The organism is Enterobacter sp. WI-ESBL-E8 (assembly GCF_053364895.1).
In genome coordinates, this window is the sequence record NZ_JBRWXJ010000001.1 from 2,453,986 (window position 1) to 2,472,236 (window position 18,251).

Sequence of the window (18,251 nt, forward strand, 5' to 3'; positions counted from 1 at the left end):
CATGAACCTAACGCAAATTTTTCGCCGTATTGCGCAGCGTCTCACTCCTCGTCGTTTTGGCCTGCTGACGGGTATCTTTTGTATCATTGGCCTTTTCTCCGCGCTGCAGCTTTCCTCGTCATTCCTGCTTAACGCCTCCCTGAACGAAGCCCAGCGCAACGAGCAGCGCAATCTGCTGGCCTGGCAGCAGCAGAGCAGGCTGGATCTGGCCCGCGTCTCCCTTCTGGCCGCAAGCGATCTGCTTAACCGCGCCGGCGTCTGGTTTATGCAGGATAAAGAGACCGGCTCCGACGGAAGCTGGCACAGCCTGATGGATGACGCGCAAAAGGCGCTGGCGGTTTCTCAGCAGGCGTGGAAGGCCTGGCTGGCGCTGAACCCGCCGAAAGACGATGCCCTGGTGAACAGCTATCAGCTTTTCTACGGCGCGATCGAGGAGCAGGCGCAAGGGCTGATGAAAACCAACACCATCGACGCTTTTTTTGCCGTACCGTCTCAGGCTTTTCAGACTGATTTTAACGACAACTATGCGCGCTATCAGCAGGCAAGCGAGAAGCAGGCCATGCAGGGGCGTCAAAGCCTGATGGCGCAGCTCTCCGGGCTGCAAACGTTATTTATGTTTGCGCCGGTGCTCCTGCTGGCCATCGCCGCTGCCGTCTGGTTTGGCATGTCCCGGTGGGTGATTACGCCGCTGCGCCGGCTCATTGCGCATATTAACCAGCTGGCGGCGGGGGATCTCTCCGCCACGCCGCCGGACGTCAGGCGCTTTAACCGGGAAGTCGGGCAGCTTAGCGACAGTATTGCCACCATGCAGCACGGCCTGCAGCAGCTGGTAACCCAGGTTAGCCATGCGACCGCCACCATGGTGGAGAACATTGGCGCCCTCGCGCAGGGTAACCAGAAGCTGTACCAGCAGTCGGCGCGCCAGGCGAAAGAGCTGGAGGACGTAACGGCGCATATCGCGGCGCTGGAAACCCATGTGGAAGGGAACACCGGCTATGCCCGGCTCGCCAGCTCGCGGGCGGATGAAGCGCGTCAGGCTGCTGCGGGCGGCGACCAAATGATGTCTACCGTGAATGCGTCGATGCAGGCGATCGTCGACCGATCTTCAGAGATGCGCGGGATCGTGGCGATGATCGACAGCGTCGCGTTTCAGACGAACATCCTGGCGCTGAACGCCGCCATTGAGGCTGCCCATGCCGGAAACCAGGGGCGCGGCTTTGCCGTCGTCGCCCGGGAGGTCGGACTGTTAGCCAGAAAGAGCAGCCACTCGACGCAGACCATCCAGGCGTTGATCAACCGCTCCCTGCAGGGCATTGAGGACGGCTCCCGCGCCGTTACCCTGATGGAGGAGAATTTGCAGCAGGTCACCGGTCTGGTGGGCAATTTAAGCAGTTTGCTGAATGAGATCTCCACCGCCACGCTCAGCCAGGGGGAGAGTATTCATCAGATGACGCGTCAGCTTCAGGCGCTGAATCAGGTCTCACGCCAGACGGACAGGCTGGTCTCTGACGCCTCGGAGGCCTCGGAACGTCTGCAAAAGCAATCCGATCTTTTATTGCAGGCCGTTTCGCGTTTTCGTCTTAGCGCCTGACGCAATACATAAGCCTCTGTTATACTCGCAGCCCGTTTTAGCCTGAGGGCAAGGAGCAAAGTGTGGCTGCGGTCATCCATAATGAGATGCTGGACGAGATTCTGGCGCAGGTTCGTCCGTTATTGGGAAAGGGGAAGGTTGCCGACTATATTCCGGCCCTTGCCTCGGTCAGCGGGAATAAGCTGGGGATTGCTATCTGTACCATCGACGGACAGCGGTTCCAGGCCGGCGATGCGGCAGAACGTTTTTCCATTCAGTCCATTTCTAAGGTGCTGAGTCTGGTTGCGGCGATGCGCCAGTATGAAGAAGACGAGATCTGGCAGCGCGTGGGCAAAGATCCTTCCGGCCAGCCTTTTAACTCACTGCTCCAGCTCGAAATCGAACAGGGCAAACCGCGAAACCCGTTTATTAACGCCGGGGCGCTGGTGGTCTGCGACATGCTGCAAAGCCGCCTCAGCGCGCCGCGCCAGCGCATGCTTGAAATTGTTCGCCAGCTTTCGGGCGTTGACGATATTGCCTACGACCCGCTGGTGGCACGCTCTGAGTTTGAACACTCCGCCCGTAACGCGGCCATCGCGTGGCTGATGAAATCCTTCGGCAACTTCCATAACGACGTGGCGACCGTGCTGCAAAACTACTTCCATTACTGCGCCCTGAAAATGAGCTGCGTTGAGCTGGCTCAAACGTTTCTGTTCCTGGCGCACCAGGGGCACGCGCCGCATCTCGATCAGGAAGTGGTATCACCGCTACAGGCCCGCCAGGTTAACGCGCTGATGGCAACCAGCGGGATGTATCAAAACGCCGGGGAGTTTGCCTGGCGCGTCGGCTTACCGGCGAAATCGGGCGTCGGCGGCGGGGTCGTGGCGATTGTGCCGCATGAAATGGCGATTGCGGTCTGGAGCCCGGAGCTGGATGAAACGGGAAATTCACTCGCCGGCGTGGCGGTTCTGGAGAAACTGACCCAGCGTCTGGGGCGGTCCGTATACTGATGTCTGATTTGGATCCTCTCTTTTCCCGCCTGGCGCGATCGACCTTTCGTTCGCGCTTTCGCTTAGGCGAGAAGGAACGCCGGTACTGCTGGGACAAAGGCCCCGACACCATTGACCAGCATGCCGCTGATTTTGTCGAAAAGCGCCTTGCGCCTGCACACCCCGCAAACGACGGTAAGCAGACTCCCATGCGCGGTCATCCGGTGTTTATCGCCCAGCACGCTACGGCCACCTGCTGTCGGGGCTGCCTGGCTAAGTGGCACAGCATTCCGGCGGGGGTTGCACTCACGGCGCAACAGCAGCATTACATCGTCGGCGTGATCCACCATTGGCTGGTGTTACAGATGAACACCCAAATTTGACGAGTTATGCTCCTGTTGTAATTGTGTTATAGATGCATCCTAAGTTAGTCCCGACAACGCTGACGACCGCAATAATTGCCATAAGCTATCATATGGAATGATATTTAATGCGTTCTGCTCTCACTGCCTTCAGGTTCTTTCAACCGGACGCGCCGCTGCGTAATGCAGCGACGATCTTTATTCTCACCACCTTATTCTATTTTGTGGGTGCGGAACTCCGGCTGGTTGAGGCCTTGTCGCTGTTCTGGCCGCTGAATGGCGTGATGGCAGGGATCTTCGCCCGCTATGTTTACCTGAATCGTCTGCATTACTATACGGTGTGCTATGTCGCGATGCTGTTGTACGACGCGGTGACGACCAACTGGGGTATGGCCTCGGTGGTGATTAACCTGTCTAACATGATCTTTATCGTCGTGGTCGCCGTGCTGGTTCAGCGCGACAGGCGGCTGTTGAAGAAAACCCCCGATCCGCTTAACGCGTTACGCCTGTTTAACTACTGCCTGATAGCGGCGCTGCTTTGCGCGCTGCTCGGCGCGGTAGGGTCGGTCGGGATCGACAGTCATACCTTCTGGCCGCTGTTTGCCGACTGGTTTAGCGAGCAGTTCTCAACCGGCGTGCTGGTGGTGCCGTGTATGCTCACTATAGGCATGCCCGTGCGTGAATTCAGGCTACGTCTGGAGCAGCTGTTACCGGTTATTGCGCTGCTCGTCTCGGTGGCCGCGTCGGTGGTGATTGGCGGGGCGGGGAGTCTCGCCTTTCCGCTGCCCGCGCTTATCTGGTGTGCGGTTCGCTACTCGCTGCCTGCGACCTGCCTGCTGACGTTTATCACGGGAGCAGTTGAAATCATTCTGGTCGCCAACTCGGTAATCAACATTGCCGTGGCGACGCCGTTTACGACCCCCATGATGTTCTCAGCCCGGCTGGGTATTGCCACGATGGCGATCTGCCCGGTGATGGTGTCCGTGAGCATGGCAGCGATTAATTCACTTATCCGCCAGGTTTCGCTGCGGGCGGATTATGACTTCTTAACGCACGTCTATTCGCGCTCCGGGCTTTATGAGGCGCTTAAGCATGAAGAGTCGCACCGCCATTCGCGTTTTCTGACCGTCATGCTGCTGGATATCGATTACTTCAAAAGCATTAATGATAACTACGGCCACGAGTGTGGGGACCGCGTACTGGCGTCGTTTGCCCGCCAGGTTCAGCAGGTGGTCGGGGAAGACGGAATGGTCGCGCGCATGGGCGGAGAAGAGTTCGCAGTGGTGGTCAACTCTGGCGATGCGCAAAGCGGCTACGCGCTGGCTGAACGTATCAGAACGACCGTTGCCAATCATCCTTTTACATGGCGTCAGCAAACGCTCCATCTTACGGTGAGTATTGGCCTCGGGAGCGGAAAGTCTGAGTCATGGCAGTTGACCGAGGTCTTCAACGCGTTGATGACCGAAGCGGACGATCATCTTTATCGTTCAAAAAAAGCGGGTCGAAACCGCACCAGCGCCCGGGTATCGGACGAGCACGTTGCTGCGCCCGCCGGGAGCGAAACAGAGCTGCGTTAATCGTCATAAGGCATTGACGTGAATAGTAAGCGGCTTAACACACTGACAATGTCTCTGTTTAAGCTACGCTTTTAGTAAAGCTTTACGTCAGGAGACATTATGAAAGCACCTGCAACCCCTGAAAATGAAAAGGACCGACTGAATTCACTGCGCGAATCGGGCCTACTTGAGATCGACAGTTCCCCGGCATTCGACCGGCTCACGCGCCTGGCGAAACGCTTCTTCCAGGTACCCCTGGCGATGGTCAACCTCATTGACGAGCATTCACTGATCGTGAAGTCGGCCGACGGTCAGGCGCCCGACACCGTTCCGCGTAACATCTCGTTTTGCGGCCATACGATCCTCACCGAAGCACCGCTGGTGGTTGGGGATATGCTGCAGGACGATCGTTTTGCGGATAATCCGCTGGTGGCCGGTGAACCTCGCGTGCGTTTCTATGCGGGCTTCCCGCTGCGCTTGCGCGATGGCGCAAGCGTGGGCTCGCTGTGTCTGATTGATTACGCGCCCCGGGAATTTTCCGCGGCCGATCTTGCCGTTCTGGGCGATCTTAGCGCGCTGGCCGAAGATGAATTTGCCGCAATCAGCGCGGCGACCACGGATGAGTTAACCGGGTTATTCAACCGTCGCGGCTTTAATCAGCTCGTGAGATTCACGCTTTCCGTTGCCCGACGCCGGGCTGAGCCGCTAACGCTCGCCTGGTTGGATTTGGATCGCTTCAAGGAAATTAACGATCGCTACGGCCACAAGGAAGGGGATAAGGCGCTGAAGGTCATGGCGCAGCTGATGCGCGCCTCCTTCCGCGAGGCTGATCTGCTGGTGCGCTACGGCGGAGATGAGTTCGCCGTGCTGTTTGCGGATACCGACGAGCAGGGCGCCTGGATTGCGATGCAGTATCTTGCCGAGCAGGTGGAAAACTACAACGCCCGGAAGCTTCACCCGTGGTCGCTGCTGTTCTCATGGGGGCTGAGTGAATTCGATCATAACGGTAACGATCTTCACCAGTGGCTGAAGGATGCCGATGACAAGATGTATGCCATGAAGCAGCAGCGCCAGCGGTCCCGTTGACATAATAAAAGCCTATGTCAGATCCGTTTGCGTTAAGAAGATGTTAAATGCAGAGTGAGCGTATTCAACGTAAGGAAAAACAATGAATACCTCACTGCAAATAAAAACCCTCACCCGGGAAGAAATCCTTACCCATCTTGATACGCTGGCCGGGATCCTCGAAAACTGCGTAAACGGCGGGGCATCCGTCAGTTTTATGCTTCCCTTTAGCCTCGATAAGGCCCGCTCTTTCTGGCGCGGTATGGCAGAAAGCGCAGGACGCAACGAGCGTCTCGTGCTGGCCTGCGTCGACCCGCAGGACGGCATTATTGGCACGGTGCAGCTGATCGTCGACCAGCCGGAAAACCAGCCGCACCGCGCGGACGTGGCGAAGCTGCTGGTTCATGAGAAAGCGCGCCGGAAAGGGGCCGCGATGGCGCTGATGGAAGCGCTTGAAGTTGAGGCCCGTGCCCGGAACATCTCCGTTCTGGTACTTGATACCTCCACCGGCAGCGGGGCCGAAACCTTCTACCAGCGCGCCGGCTGGCAAAAGGTCGGTGAGATCCCGCGCTATGCGCTGATGCCGGACGGAGCTATGACGGCCACGTCCGTGTTTTATAAGTTCTTATAATTATTTTGCACAACCGCACCGCGGATTGATCAAAACAGGGTTTCTGGTCGTTAAGTTTTGATAAGTTATCGTACCAATCTTATCAGGCTGTATGACTAATTATAAAAGGAACCCAACGTGGACACTCTCAACCGTCGTGATTTTCCCGGTGCGCACTATCCGGAACGTATCATTCAGTTTGGTGAAGGCAATTTCCTGCGCGCCTTCATCGACTGGCAAATCGACCTGCTGAACGAACATACCGATCTTAACGCCGGCGTGGTCATCGTTCGCCCGATCAAAAGCGACTTCCCGCCGTCGCTAAGCACGCAGGATGGATTGTACACCACGATTATTCGTGGCCTGAATGAGCAGGGCGAGGCGGTGAGCGACGCCCGACTTATCCGCTCCGTTAACCGTGAAATCAGCGTCTACGACGACTATGACGCGTTTCTGAAGCTGGCTCACAATCCGGACATGCGGTTTGTTTTCTCGAACACCACCGAAGCCGGCATCAGCTACCACGCGGGTGACAAATTCGACGATGCCCCCGCGGTGAGCTATCCGGCGAAGCTGACGCGGCTGCTGTTTGAGCGCTTTAGCCACTTCAACGGCGCGCCGGACAAAGGCTGGGTCATCATTCCGTGTGAACTGATTGACTACAACGGCGATGCGTTGCGCGAACTCGTCTTGCGCTATGCGCAGGAGTGGGCGCTGCCTGCCGCCTTTACCCGCTGGCTAAACGACGCCAACAGCTTCTGCTCGACGCTGGTTGACCGTATCGTGACGGGCTACCCGCGCGATGAAGTGGCCACGCTGGAAGCGGAGCTGGGTTACCACGATGGGTTCCTTGATACGGCCGAACATTTCTATCTGTTTGTGATTCAGGGCCCGGCATCCCTTGCGCGCGAGCTTCGTCTGGATAAGCACCCGCTGAACGTGCTGATTGTCGATGACATCAAACCCTATAAAGAGCGCAAGGTCGCCATCCTGAACGGGGCACACACCGCGCTGGTGCCGGTCGCCTTCCAGGCGGGGCTGGACACGGTAGGCGAGGCGATGAACGATGCAGAGGTGTGCGCGTTCGTCGAGAAAGCGATTTATCAGGAAATTATCCCGGTGCTCGATCTGCCGCGTGAAGAGCTGGAATCTTTTGCCAGCGCGGTCACAGGGCGTTTTCGTAACCCCTACATCAGACACCAGCTGCTCTCCATCGCGCTCAACGGCATGACCAAATACCGCACTCGCATCCTGCCGCAGCTGCTGGCGGGGCAGAAGGCGACGGGACAATTACCTGCGCGCCTGACGTTTGCCTTAGCGGCGCTGATCGCATTTTATCGCGCGGAGCGTAACGGGGAGAGCTATCCGGTGCAGGACGATGCGTCCTGGCTGGAACGTTATCAGCAGCTTTGGGCGCAGCACCGGGATCGCCAGTTGAGCACCCGCGAGCTGGTGCACTCGGTGCTGAGCGTGAGCGAGCACTGGGAGCAGGATCTGACGCAGGTGAGCGGTCTTGTCGACCAGGTCACGCTGGACCTGGATGCCATTCTGCTGAAGGGCATGCGCGTCGCGGTTAAACCGCTTTGCTAGTGAGTTCACCCGGCTTCGGCCGGGTTTAAATACGATATCATTTAGTTACAACATACTATTTACCCTGTTTTTAAAAACGAACCTTAGCACCGTGCAGATTTCGCTAATCAGGTGAGAAAATGCAATGTTCCATTAACATGCTTGCAACTGTGAGGGGGATCACGTTTAATAGCCGCGCTCTTTTCTTTCCTGAATCTCACTATGATTGTTCGTCCTAAACAGCACTGGCTACAACTGATTTTCGTCTGGCACGGTTCGGTATTTCCTAAGATCTATACCCGATTGCTGCTCAACTTCCTGCTTTCTATCGCCGTTATCCTGATGCTGCCGTGGTATTCCTCGCTGGGCATCAAATTTACCGTGGCGCCGTTTAGCATTCTCGGCGTGGCGATCGCTATCTTTCTGGGTTTCAGGAACAACGCCTGTTATTCCCGCTACGTTGAAGCCCGGCTGCTTTGGGGGCAGTTGATGATAGCGGCACGCTCGCTGTTTCGCGAGGTAAAAAACACCTTGCCAGACGATAAGCACCTGGGCGAGTTTGTCCGTTTGCAGATTGCTTTCGCCAACTGCCTGCGCATGACCCTGCGCCGGGAACTGAGCGCTGAGCAACTCTCTCGCTATCTTGCTGCGGATGATTTACGTAAAGTCATGGACGCCAACTCGCCGGCGAACCGTATTTTGCTGATCATGGGGGAGTGGCTGGCCGTGCGGCGGCGTAACGGGCAACTCTCAGACATTCTGTTCCACAGCCTGAACAACCGTCTGAACGATATGTCTATCGTCCTTTCCGGCTGCGAGCGTATTGCAACAACGCCGGTGCCGTTCGCCTACACGCTGATTTTGCACCGCACGGTGTATCTGTTCTGCATCATGCTGCCGTTCGCGCTGGTCGTGGACCTGCACTACATGACGCCCTTTGTCTCGGCCCTCATCTCTTACACCTTTATCTCGCTGGATACCCTGGCGGAAGAGCTGGAAGATCCGTTTGGCACAGAAAATAACGACCTGCCGCTGGACGCCATCTGCAACATGATGGAACGCGATCTGCTGCAGATGAACGATGAAGAGAACATTCCGGAAAGGCTGATGCCGGATAAGCGCTATCAGCTGACCTGACGGGCGTTCCATTCGTCGCGGGTGATTTCCCACAGCTCGGAATCGAGCATGCCGCTGACGTACGCTTTCTGTTCCGTTCTGATAAGCCGCATGCCGCTACTGTCTGAAATACGACGGGAGCGGCTGTTGGTAGCGGCCTTCGGCGCGCGCAGTACGGGCTTGTTCAGCGTATTAAACCAGTAATCCGTTGCGGCAATGCTGGCCTCGCGCATATATCCCTGTCCCTGAAACTCCGGCGCCAGCCAAAACCCGCGGTTGTTATCTTCCACATCGTACAGACAGATCATGCCCATCAGCGCGTCCGGCACCTCGCGACGGCGGATGCTCCAGAACCAGGCAATCCCTTTTGCCATATCCGGCAGCGCCACGTTGTTAACATAGTTTTCCGCGCCGTTATCCGGGTAGGGCCAGGGCACGGAAGAGACCATATAGCGGACGATCTCCCAGCGCGGATACAGCTTTTGTATCTGGGCGGCATCTTCGGCAACCAGCGGTTTTAGCAGCAAGCGTTCTGTCGTGAGGGTAGGTATCGTCATCCGCGGATCTCCATATTTAAGCGTTATGATTTTGTTTGCGTTCTGGTATTTTCATCTCTATCACATTCAGTTGAGGCACGCTGGGTTTATTCACTACCAAAAATGGGCATTATTTCTTTGATGGGGAAATATTGATGAGTTTTTTGGCTCTTTTAACCGGACGGGTTTTTCAGGATCTCCTTCAGCATGGCAAAGAGAAACAGTATTTTTCTGACCCCCTCGGCGAGCTTCCGCGTCAAAATCCTTACCCGGTAGCGGCGCTGTTACCTCTGTTTTTAGTGGCGTTTGCGTTAAATCTGCTGCCTTTTCTCAGCGCGTTGCGGGGGTTGTCACCTTTACACCATGCACCGAGCTTTTTCGTACCATCATTATTAATGACAGGCGCGCTCATTGTTATCAGCGTTCTTCTGGCCCGAGGGAAGACGTCGGGATTGTTGGGGTTTATGGCTGTGTTCATCATTCTGCTGGTCATGACTCTCGTTCAGGCGCTGCATCTCCTGTTTTCTCATGACGGAAGCCTTTGGCCACTGGCCATTGCATGCTTCGCGCTGTTACTTTGTCGGGTAGTGATGAACAGCAGCGGCTTTGTGCTGTTTACCCTCTACTGTCGCACTCAGCGGCTTGCCAGACTGGCACGTGAAATCCGGTTAAATAGCCGTTAAAGAGGTGATATGACGTTACGAAAAGCGAAGCCGCAGGAAGCCGAAATACTCTGGAATATTCGCAATCAGGCGATCCGTCACGGCTGTAAAGCCAGTTACGACGCGGACGTCATTGCGCGCTGGACGCCCGATCTGATGCCCGAACGCTACCGGCAAATGGTCATTGAATACCCATTTTACGTGGTGGAAGATGAAAAGGGCGAGATTGCGGCAACCGGCTATCTGGATCTGGATACCCACTGCCTGGAGGCGATATTCACCTTGCCTGCGGCATCCGGTAAAGGCATGGCGACCCGGATTATCGAGGCGCTCAAAAAGGAGGCCCGCAGCCGGGGGATAACCCGCCTGACGCTCGATGCAACGCCTAACGCCCGGTCGTTTTACCAGAAGCTGGGGTTTGCTACGCTGAGCGAAAAATATCATCACTCGCGGATGGCGGGCGCTGATTTACGCTGTTTTGAAATGGCGATCAATGTGTAATGTGAGGAACGCATGGCTGTCACGGTAAGACCTTTACGCGCAGACGATTACTCCCACTGGCGACCGCTGTGGGACGGCTACACCCATTTTTATGACTGCTTTCTCGATGAGTCGGTTACCGTATCGACGTGGGAAAGGGCGCTCTCCGCGCATTCCCCGATGTTCTGCCGCGTGGTAGAGAAAGACGAAAAGGTCATCGGCTTCGCGATGTGCATTCTCCACGAAGGCACCTGGTCAACGGCCCCCGTTTGCTACCTGGAGGATCTTTTCGTTGATGCCTCCGAACGGGGAGCGGGTGCCGGGAAGGCGCTCATTGATGCCCTGATAGCGGAAGGCAAGCGCGAAGGGTGGGCAAAACTGTATTGGGTCACCCGGGAGAACAACCCGGCGCGTAAACTTTATGACAAATACGGCGAGGCTGACGACTACGTCCGCTACCGCCTCTCTCTTTAAGCTAAAACGCCTGTGTTTGTATCACACTGTATCCGCGTCGCTGATGCATACACAGGCTTGCAATAAACCCGCTTTCGCACATATCCGCTATACATTGAGGTGTTGTTATATCCCCGTGAATTGTACTCAACCGGAGATACCAACATGTTCAGCAAACTTGCTTACTCAGCCCTTGCAATGACCGTTTCGCTTGCCACCGTGATGTCCTGCCAGGCCGAAGCCACCGGCACAAACGTCGCGGCCGCCTTTGATCATCCACAGCAGATTAATGCCGGCGATCTGAATATCGGCTATGTCGACATCGGCCCCAAAGATGGCCAACCGGTCATTTTACTACACGGCTGGCCCTACGATATTCACAGCTACGCCGAGGTCGCACCCGCGCTGGCGGCAAAAGGCTACCGGGTCATTGTGCCTTCGCTGCGCGGCTACGGCACCACGCGCTTCCTGTCAGCAAAAACGCCGCGCAACGGCCAGCCTTCGGCCATGGCGAAAGACATTGTGAATTTGATGGACGCCCTGAATATCAGGCAGGCGGTGTTCGCGGGATACGACTGGGGAGCTCGTACGGCGGATATCGTTGCGGCATTGTGGCCAGAGCGCGTGAAGTCACTGGTCTCGGTAAGCGGGTATCTCATCAGCAGCCAGCAGATTGGTAAACAGCCGCTGCCGCCAAAAGCAGAGCAGCAGTGGTGGTATCAGTTCTATTTCGCCACCGCGCGCGGCGCAGAAGGCTATGCCAAAAACACGCATGACTTCGCTCGCCTGATCTGGTCGCAGGCATCGCCTGACTGGAAATTTAGCGATGCTGTCTTTAACGCCAGCGCCAAATCGCTCGATAACCCGGATCACGTCGCGGTGACGCTCAGCAACTACCGCTGGCGCTTAGGGCTGGAAAAAGGGGAGCGGAAATATGACGGCTACGAGCAAAAACTGGCCGCCTTGCCGAACATTACCGTCCCAACCATCACCATCGAAGGCGGAAACAACGGCGCGCCGCACCCGGCACCGCAGGCCTATGCGGGTAAATTTACCGGCAAATATGAGCACCGGACCTTCGGGGCAACCGTGGGGCACAACCCGCCTCAGGAAGATCCGCAGGATTTCGTTAAGGCCGTTGTCGACGCTGATAAACTCTGAAATGTGCTATTTTCAGTACGTTACCCTTCGGTCTGGAGATTTCGGTGGAGCATACTGACCACATCCTTGTCGTCGATGACGACAGGGATATACGTGAACTGATTGTCGACTATCTCGTCAAGTCTGGCTATCGCGCCACGGGCGCGGCCAACGGCAAGGAGATGCGCGTCGTGCTGGATAAACAGCATATCGACCTGGTGGTGCTGGACGTGATGATGCCCGGCGATGACGGTCTCACGCTATGCCGACAGCTGCGCAGCGGCAAACATAAAGATCTGCCAGTCCTGATGCTCACGGCGCGCAGCGAGGAGACGGACAGGATCCTCGGCCTGGAGATGGGCGCGGACGACTACGTGGTGAAGCCTTTCGTCGCCCGCGAACTCCTGGCGCGCATCAAGGCCATTTTACGGCGCTTTCGCACGATGCCGCCCAATTTACAGGTAACGGAAGCAGGGCGGCTGGTGATGTTCGGTGAATGGCAGCTCGATACCGTCGCCCGGCACTTAATCGATCCGGAAGGGGTGATTGTGGCGCTCAGCGGTGCCGAATATCGCCTGCTGCGCGTTTTCCTTGACCATCCTCAGCGCGTGCTCACCCGGGACCAGCTGCTCAACCTGACGCAGGGTCGCGACGCCGAGCTGTTTGAACGCTCCATCGACCTGCTGGTAAGCCGGGTTCGACAGCGTCTGAATGAAGATGCCCGCACGCCGGCCTATATCAAAACCGTACGCAGCGAAGGCTACGTCTTTACGATGCCGGTCATCATCAAAGAGGTTAACGAATGACCCTCTGGCCACGCTCGCTGCTGGCCCGTTTGCTGATGGTCGTGCTGCCGGGTCTGCTGCTGGCTAACGCCCTGAGCCTGACGCTGGTCATGGTTGAACGAATGCACAGCGCCCGCACGGTGATGCTCGGTAATCTGGAAAACGATGTCGCAACCAGCGTCGCCATTTTAAACCGGTTACCGGCCAGCGAACGCGCCGCATGGCTTCCGCGACTTGAACGAGGTAACTACCGCTATATCCTGGGCACCGGTGAGCCCGGATCCGCGCCGACGGATAAGCGTTCGCAGGATGCCATCCGCACCCTGAAAGCGACGCTGGCGGCACAGTACCCGCTCAGCTTTACCGCGGTTCCCGGTGCCATTTCGCATATTCAGGCACATCTGACGCTCAGCGATGGCGCGCCGCTGACCATTGATCTGATCCCGCGCATGCCGCCTGTCGCCAGCTGGCTGCCCGCTGTGCTCATCCTGCAGCTGCTGCTTCTGGCGGCATGCTCCTGGTTCGCCGTGCGACAGGTGGTGCGGCCTTTTTCACAGTTTACCCGCGCGGTGGATTCACTGGATCCCGCAGCCAGCACGCCAATGACGGAGAAAGGGCCGCTTGAGGTGCAGCGGGCAGCGCACGCCTTCAATGCGATGCAGGCGCGCATTCAGTCTTACCTCCGGGAACGGGCGCAGATCCTGGCGTCCATATCGCACGATCTCCAGACTCCGATTACCCGCATGAAGCTGCGCGTCGAAATGGCCGGGGAACCAGAACTTCGCGACAAGCTCCTGAACGACCTTGACAGCATGACGCGTCTGGTGCGGGAGGGGATTGCGTATGCCCGGTCATCCGAATCACTGGAAGAGACCTCGCTGAAGCTGGAGCTGAACGCCTGGATCAACAGCATCGCTTGCGATTATCAGGACATCGGTAAAAACGTGCAGTTTCATGCAGTCAATGCCCGCCTGCCGATCGTCACGCGTCCGCAGGCGCTTCGCCGGGTAATGACCAACCTGCTGGATAACGCCCTCAAATTCGGCGAACGCGCCGTAATAGCCATTGATGATTCGTCTGACAGCGAGGTGGTTATTCACATTGCGGACGACGGGCCGGGGATCCCCGAGGCCGAACTAGAGGCGGTATTACAGCCGTTTTATCGGGTTGAAACATCGCGCAACCGCGATACCGGCGGGACCGGGCTCGGCCTGGCGATTGCCGCGCAGCTCACCGCCCAGCTTGATGGAAAGCTGAACCTGGCGAACCGCGCCGGGGGCGGGCTGCAGGTCTCCATTACGCTTCCGCGCCGTTAATTGTACGGCTTTGTATCTACCGGCCGGGGTGATACAGAGCCAGACAAATCCCGCGCTTTTACACACATCCTGAACACATCAGAACGATGAAATAGCCTCACTGCAGCGTCGCAGGACTTGTTTTGTGAGGTCACTATGTTTCTGGTAATCGCTTTTCTGGGCGGGATGATAAGCCTGCTCAGCCCATGTACGCTCCCGGTTATTCCACTGCTGTTCGCCGGTTTTCAGGGGCAGCGTCGACATATTCTGGCACTGCTCGCGGGGATGATCGTGATGTTCACCCTGGTCGCGATGGTCGTCACCGTCGCCAGCGAGTGGATAACGGAGGCAACCATAGTCGGGCGCTGGGTCGCGCTATTGATCCTGGCTACCGCCGCGCTGGCCTTAATTTTCCCGTCCTTCGCCCAGCGCATGGCGAGCCCTGCAGTCGGCGCCGGGAACGTCCTTAACGCCCGAAGCGGGCAAACGCGCGGCACGGCATCGGCTTTTCTGGCCGGACTTGCGGTCGGGTTGCTCTGGTCTCCCTGCGCGGGGCCCATTCTGGGCGCTATTTTCAGCATTAACATTGCGGGGCATTCGGCCATCGCCACTGGCGCACTGCTGGCCGCCTATGGCAGCGGATGCGCGCTGATGCTGGGCCTGCTCGCTGTCGGCGGCCGCACGCTGATGGCGCCGTTAAGAGCCAAGTCTGCGCTGATGGTGAAACTTCGTCAGGGGGCAGGAGTAGCAATGTTAGCGGCGGTCGTCTTAAACGCGACGGGGATGACCTCGCTGCTGAAAGGGGCAAACGGCGTCGCTGACCGTCTGGAGACCGCGCTCTTAAATCTGGCGAAACCCGCAGCCGCGCCGGTGAAGCTCCAGCCGGTAGTGATGACGGAGCCCAGCAGCCAGTTGCCTTCGCTCAGCGGTGGGACAGGGTGGATAAACGGTGACCCTGTCACGTCTGAATCGTTGCGCGGCAAGGTTGTGCTGATCGATTTCTGGACGTGGGATTGTATTAACTGCCAGCATACGCTTCCCCACGTGCGGGATTGGGCCACAAGGTATCAGCCGCAGGGTCTGGTGGTGATTGGGGTCCACACTCCGGAATATCCCTGGGAAAAACCGCTTTCGTCGGTAAAAAATGCGGTCACCAAATGGCAGTTGCCGTATCGGGTTGTGACGGATAACAACTATCAAATCTGGAATGCTTTCGGTAACCAGTACTGGCCAGCGCATTACTATTTTGATGCCAAAGGGCAGCTGCGCTACACCGCCTTTGGCGAAGGGGATTATGAGCAGCAGGAGAAGGTTATTCAGCAACTGCTCAAAGAAGCCCGCTCATAGCCGGGTCAGGGCTGACGTTGCGCCACGATAAATAGCCGCGGAAAAGCCAGCAGTATCTGCCCGTTTTCCTGGAGCGGATACTGCTCTTCGAGCAGTTCATGGTAGCGTTTCAGGAACCGTTTCTGCTCGCTCTCATTCAGTTCCTGGAGCCACGGGCGCAAACCGGTGGCGCTTACCCAGTCAATAATCGCCTGGTGCGAGCTCATTTTGTGGAAATAGGTTGTCCGCCAGATATCCACGTCACAGCCCGCCTCGGACAAAATATCGTAATAGGCATGCACGCCCGGGAGAGGTTCGCGGCCGCGGTCAGGGTAGTCCTGCTCCAGCGCCACTTCACGCATCGCCACGTGAGTGGGTTCAAGCCAGTTGTCAGGCATCTGGATCGCCAGCACGCCGTTAAGCCTAAGCAGAGAGACAAGGTGAGGCAGAAGCTCGTAATGGTCAGGGACCCACTGCAGCGAGGCGTTGGCATAAATCAGGCTCAGCGGCTGTTCGGGCCTGTACCGTCGGATATCGACCTCAACAAAGTGGCAGTCAGGTAGCGCGGCGCGTGCTTCCACGAGCATTGCGGGGGAATTATCCACCCCGGTGATGTGTGCCGACGGCCAGCGATGCCTCAACAGCGCCGTGCTGTTTCCTGGCCCGCAGCCTAAATCAGCGACGGTGGTAACATCATCCAGCGGGATCCTGGCGAGGAGTTCAGCGGCAGGTCGCGTTCTTTCTGCGCCGTATTGCAGGTAAAGAGAGGGGTTCCAGTCGGCCATCTTCGGTTCTCCATTTTGCAGGCTTCTGCAAGAATAGCACAGGCAAACACCTGCACGGCGGCAGGTGTCCGGAGAGCGGCAGGCTAGAGAATACCTTTGAGCGCAACATGATAAAGCAGCATGATGGTCTTCCCGTCAACAATCTTGCCGGTTTCAATGCCGCGTAATGCCTCTTCAAGCGTCATTTCCAGCACGTCGATATCTTCTCCCTCTGCCTTGATCCCGCCGCCTGCGCCGGTTCTGTCTTTAGGCTGGTACTCGGCAAGATAAAAGTAGAGTTTTTCCGTGACGGAGCCCGGGCTCATGTAGGCCTCAAAGATTTTCTGAACGCGTGAAACGTGAAACCCGGTCTCTTCTTCCGCTTCTGCTTTTATGCGGCTTTCGGGATCCATATTGTCCAGCAGCCCCGCAGCGGCTTCGATCAAATCGTCCTCATGGCCGTTGATGAAGACGGGGAAACGGAACTGGCGGGTCAGGATCACCGTCTTTTTATCACGGTTGTAGAGCAGGATCGTCGCGCCGTTCCCGCGATCGTAGACTTCCCGATGCTGACGCTGCCATTCGCCGTCGCGTCGCTGCAGGTCGAAGGTGAATTTTTTCAGGACGTACCAGTTATCTGACAGCGTTTCACTATTAATGATGCGCACATCTGCACGTTTTGATTGCACGTTTGTTCCTCCTTACGTAGAGTAATCATCATAAACAGCATTATCGTGCAACTTCAAGATAAAACATACAACATCAGGAATTCATGATGCTCACCAGCCAGCGAAAACAATTGATCCTCGAAAAGCTTGAAGCCGAAGGCCAGGTCCAGTCTAAGGCGCTCAGCATTCTTTTCGACGTCTCAGAAGACACTATCCGGCGTGATTTACGCGAGCTGGCGGCAGAAGGGCGTTTGCAGCGCGTTCACGGCGGCGCGCTGCCTTCATCTTCCGCTATTGCGCCATTCGCCGAGCGTCAATCGGTGAAGATGGATGCGAAAAAAAGGGTCGCCCGCAGAGGCGCACAGCTGATCTCATCAGGCCAGGTGGTTATCGTCGACGGCGGCACGACGACCTCGGAGCTGATTACGTTTTTACCGGCTGACCTACGCATCACGGTGGTGACGCACAGCCCGAGTATTGCCCTGCGGCTTGTCGAGCGTCCTTCCATCGAGGTGATACTGATCGGCGGTCGATTGTATAAACACTCGATTGTCGCAGTCGGCGCAGCGGCCATTGAAGGCATTGAAAATATACATGCGGACCTGTTCTTTATGGGCGTGACCGGCATCCACCCTGAGGCAGGGCTGACCACCGGTGATTTTGAAGAGGCAAGCATCAAACGTGCATTTTCCGGCAGAGCCGCCGAGACGGTTGTCCTGGCGTCTCCGGAGAAAATAAACACCGCGTCATCGTTCGTGATTGGCGATGTCTCCTCTGTGAACACTATTGTGGTTGAAGATAATACCGATAAGGACTGGATCCGTGCGGTATCGGAAAAGGGAGTATCCGTCCTGTTGACCTCAGATAGTGATTGAAGAAGCGTTGAGCTACGGGCTCTCCGGCGCATGGCACACCGCCTCGATGTTATGACCATCAGGCGAGATGACAAAAGCGGCATAGTAATTTTCACCGTATGGCCGCAACCCCGGCGCGCCGTTATCGTATCCGCCGGCGCGCAGGGCGGCATGGTAAAACGCATCGACCTGCTGGCGCGTGTCGGCCACAAACGCCAGATGCAGAGGCGCTGGTTTTTCATTGGTCTGAAAAAGACAGAGCGAAACGTCGCCTGCACTCATTTCTACACCGTAGTCTGGCGTGCCTTCATCGATGAGTTCCACGCCAAGCGGTCGAAGTGCCTGGAGGAAAAAGGTTTTACTTTTTTCATAATCACTGACGCCGAATTTCACATGATCGAACATTGTTCCTTCCTTATAAAAGTGAGAAATAAAAAGTATAGAAGGAGAG

General features: G+C 56.8%; 20 protein-coding genes. 16 read left to right on the forward strand and 4 right to left on the reverse strand.

Going from position 1 to position 18,251, the window contains the following annotated elements; genetic code table 11:
• Window position 1: 1 nt before the first annotated feature.
• From ACWHWP_RS11815 to ACWHWP_RS11850, 8 genes are all read left to right on the forward strand, one after another.
• Window positions 2-1,591 carry a methyl-accepting chemotaxis protein gene (locus ACWHWP_RS11815; protein ID WP_447855636.1) on the forward strand — a complete coding sequence of 530 codons (1,590 nt, stop codon included), beginning with the start codon at window positions 2-4 and terminating at the stop codon, window positions 1,589-1,591.
• A gap of 62 nt (window positions 1,592-1,653) precedes the next feature.
• Window positions 1,654-2,580, forward strand: coding sequence for a glutaminase B (gene glsB / locus ACWHWP_RS11820; protein ID WP_059310101.1), 927 nt, complete (start codon window positions 1,654-1,656; stop codon window positions 2,578-2,580).
• Window positions 2,580-2,942: a DUF4186 domain-containing protein gene (locus tag ACWHWP_RS11825; RefSeq protein ID WP_059310100.1), complete on the forward strand. Its 363-nt coding sequence runs from the start codon at window positions 2,580-2,582 to the stop codon at window positions 2,940-2,942. Before glsB ends, ACWHWP_RS11825 begins: the two co-directional genes overlap by 1 nt.
• A 107-nt stretch (window positions 2,943-3,049) precedes the next feature.
• Window positions 3,050-4,498 carry a diguanylate cyclase domain-containing protein gene (locus ACWHWP_RS11830; protein WP_447855637.1) on the forward strand — a complete coding sequence of 483 codons (1,449 nt, stop codon included), beginning with the start codon at window positions 3,050-3,052 and terminating at the stop codon, window positions 4,496-4,498.
• Window positions 4,499-4,597: 99 nt separating this feature from the next.
• Window positions 4,598-5,563: a sensor domain-containing diguanylate cyclase gene (locus ACWHWP_RS11835; protein WP_059310098.1), complete on the forward strand. Its 966-nt coding sequence runs from the start codon at window positions 4,598-4,600 to the stop codon at window positions 5,561-5,563.
• Window positions 5,564-5,645: 82 nt separating this feature from the next.
• Window positions 5,646-6,173, forward strand: a complete 528-nt coding sequence (locus ACWHWP_RS11840) for a GNAT family N-acetyltransferase (RefSeq protein ID WP_447855638.1) — start codon at window positions 5,646-5,648, stop codon at window positions 6,171-6,173.
• A 117-nt stretch (window positions 6,174-6,290) separates the two neighbouring features.
• Entirely contained in the window at window positions 6,291-7,742 is a 1,452-nt protein-coding gene (locus tag ACWHWP_RS11845; protein WP_447855639.1) for a tagaturonate reductase, read from the forward strand.
• Window positions 7,743-7,943: 201 nt separating this feature from the next.
• Window positions 7,944-8,858, forward strand: coding sequence for a bestrophin family protein (locus ACWHWP_RS11850; protein WP_447855640.1), 915 nt, complete (start codon window positions 7,944-7,946; stop codon window positions 8,856-8,858).
• Here ACWHWP_RS11850 and ACWHWP_RS11855 read toward each other — a convergent pair.
• A complete protein-coding gene (locus tag ACWHWP_RS11855; RefSeq protein ID WP_447855641.1) occupies window positions 8,846-9,394 on the reverse strand; it encodes a GNAT family N-acetyltransferase in 549 nt (182 codons plus the stop codon). The two genes, ACWHWP_RS11850 and ACWHWP_RS11855, sit on opposite strands and share 13 nt — an antisense overlap.
• A 134-nt stretch (window positions 9,395-9,528) precedes the next feature.
• Between ACWHWP_RS11855 and ACWHWP_RS11860 the strand changes: the two genes are divergently transcribed.
• From ACWHWP_RS11860 to ACWHWP_RS11890, 7 genes are all read left to right on the forward strand, one after another.
• Window positions 9,529-10,056 carry a hypothetical protein gene (locus tag ACWHWP_RS11860; RefSeq protein WP_447855642.1) on the forward strand — a complete coding sequence of 176 codons (528 nt, stop codon included), beginning with the start codon at window positions 9,529-9,531 and terminating at the stop codon, window positions 10,054-10,056.
• 9 nt (window positions 10,057-10,065) lie between these two features.
• Entirely contained in the window at window positions 10,066-10,536 is a 471-nt protein-coding gene (locus ACWHWP_RS11865) for an N-acetyltransferase family protein (RefSeq protein WP_447855643.1), read from the forward strand.
• 12 nt (window positions 10,537-10,548) lie between these two features.
• On the forward strand, window positions 10,549-10,989 hold the full coding sequence (locus ACWHWP_RS11870; protein ID WP_059310091.1) for a GNAT family N-acetyltransferase: 441 nt from the start codon (window positions 10,549-10,551) through the stop codon (window positions 10,987-10,989).
• A 144-nt stretch (window positions 10,990-11,133) separates the two neighbouring features.
• Complete coding sequence (locus tag ACWHWP_RS11875; protein ID WP_447855644.1) at window positions 11,134-12,129, forward strand: alpha/beta fold hydrolase; 996 nt, start codon at window positions 11,134-11,136, stop codon at window positions 12,127-12,129.
• A 44-nt stretch (window positions 12,130-12,173) separates the two neighbouring features.
• Window positions 12,174-12,914, forward strand: a complete 741-nt coding sequence (locus ACWHWP_RS11880; RefSeq protein ID WP_447855646.1) for a response regulator — start codon at window positions 12,174-12,176, stop codon at window positions 12,912-12,914.
• Complete coding sequence (locus ACWHWP_RS11885) at window positions 12,911-14,209, forward strand: ATP-binding protein (protein WP_447855647.1); 1,299 nt, start codon at window positions 12,911-12,913, stop codon at window positions 14,207-14,209. The genes ACWHWP_RS11880 and ACWHWP_RS11885 overlap by 4 nt, the downstream gene beginning before the upstream one ends.
• Window positions 14,210-14,344: 135 nt before the next feature.
• Window positions 14,345-15,535, forward strand: a complete 1,191-nt coding sequence (locus tag ACWHWP_RS11890) for a cytochrome c biogenesis protein/redoxin (RefSeq protein WP_447855648.1) — start codon at window positions 14,345-14,347, stop codon at window positions 15,533-15,535.
• A gap of 5 nt (window positions 15,536-15,540) precedes the next feature.
• Here the strand turns inward: ACWHWP_RS11890 and tam are convergent, their stop codons facing one another.
• Together tam and ACWHWP_RS11900 are read right to left on the reverse strand one after the other, a co-directional pair.
• A complete protein-coding gene (gene tam / locus ACWHWP_RS11895; protein ID WP_447855649.1) occupies window positions 15,541-16,299 on the reverse strand; it encodes a trans-aconitate 2-methyltransferase in 759 nt (252 codons plus the stop codon).
• An 83-nt stretch (window positions 16,300-16,382) separates the two neighbouring features.
• Window positions 16,383-16,967: an NUDIX domain-containing protein gene (locus ACWHWP_RS11900; protein WP_059310085.1), complete on the reverse strand. Its 585-nt coding sequence runs from the start codon at window positions 16,965-16,967 to the stop codon at window positions 16,383-16,385.
• An 86-nt stretch (window positions 16,968-17,053) separates the two neighbouring features.
• Here ACWHWP_RS11900 and ACWHWP_RS11905 point away from each other — a divergent pair, with 86 nt between their 5' ends.
• On the forward strand, window positions 17,054-17,821 hold the full coding sequence (locus ACWHWP_RS11905; RefSeq protein ID WP_059310084.1) for a DeoR/GlpR family DNA-binding transcription regulator: 768 nt from the start codon (window positions 17,054-17,056) through the stop codon (window positions 17,819-17,821).
• Window positions 17,822-17,833: 12 nt separating this feature from the next.
• On the opposite strand, the gene ACWHWP_RS11910 is transcribed toward ACWHWP_RS11905, so the two are convergent.
• Window positions 17,834-18,205, reverse strand: a complete 372-nt coding sequence (locus tag ACWHWP_RS11910; protein WP_059310083.1) for a VOC family protein — start codon at window positions 18,203-18,205, stop codon at window positions 17,834-17,836.
• Between the last annotated feature and the right edge of the window lie 46 nt (window positions 18,206-18,251).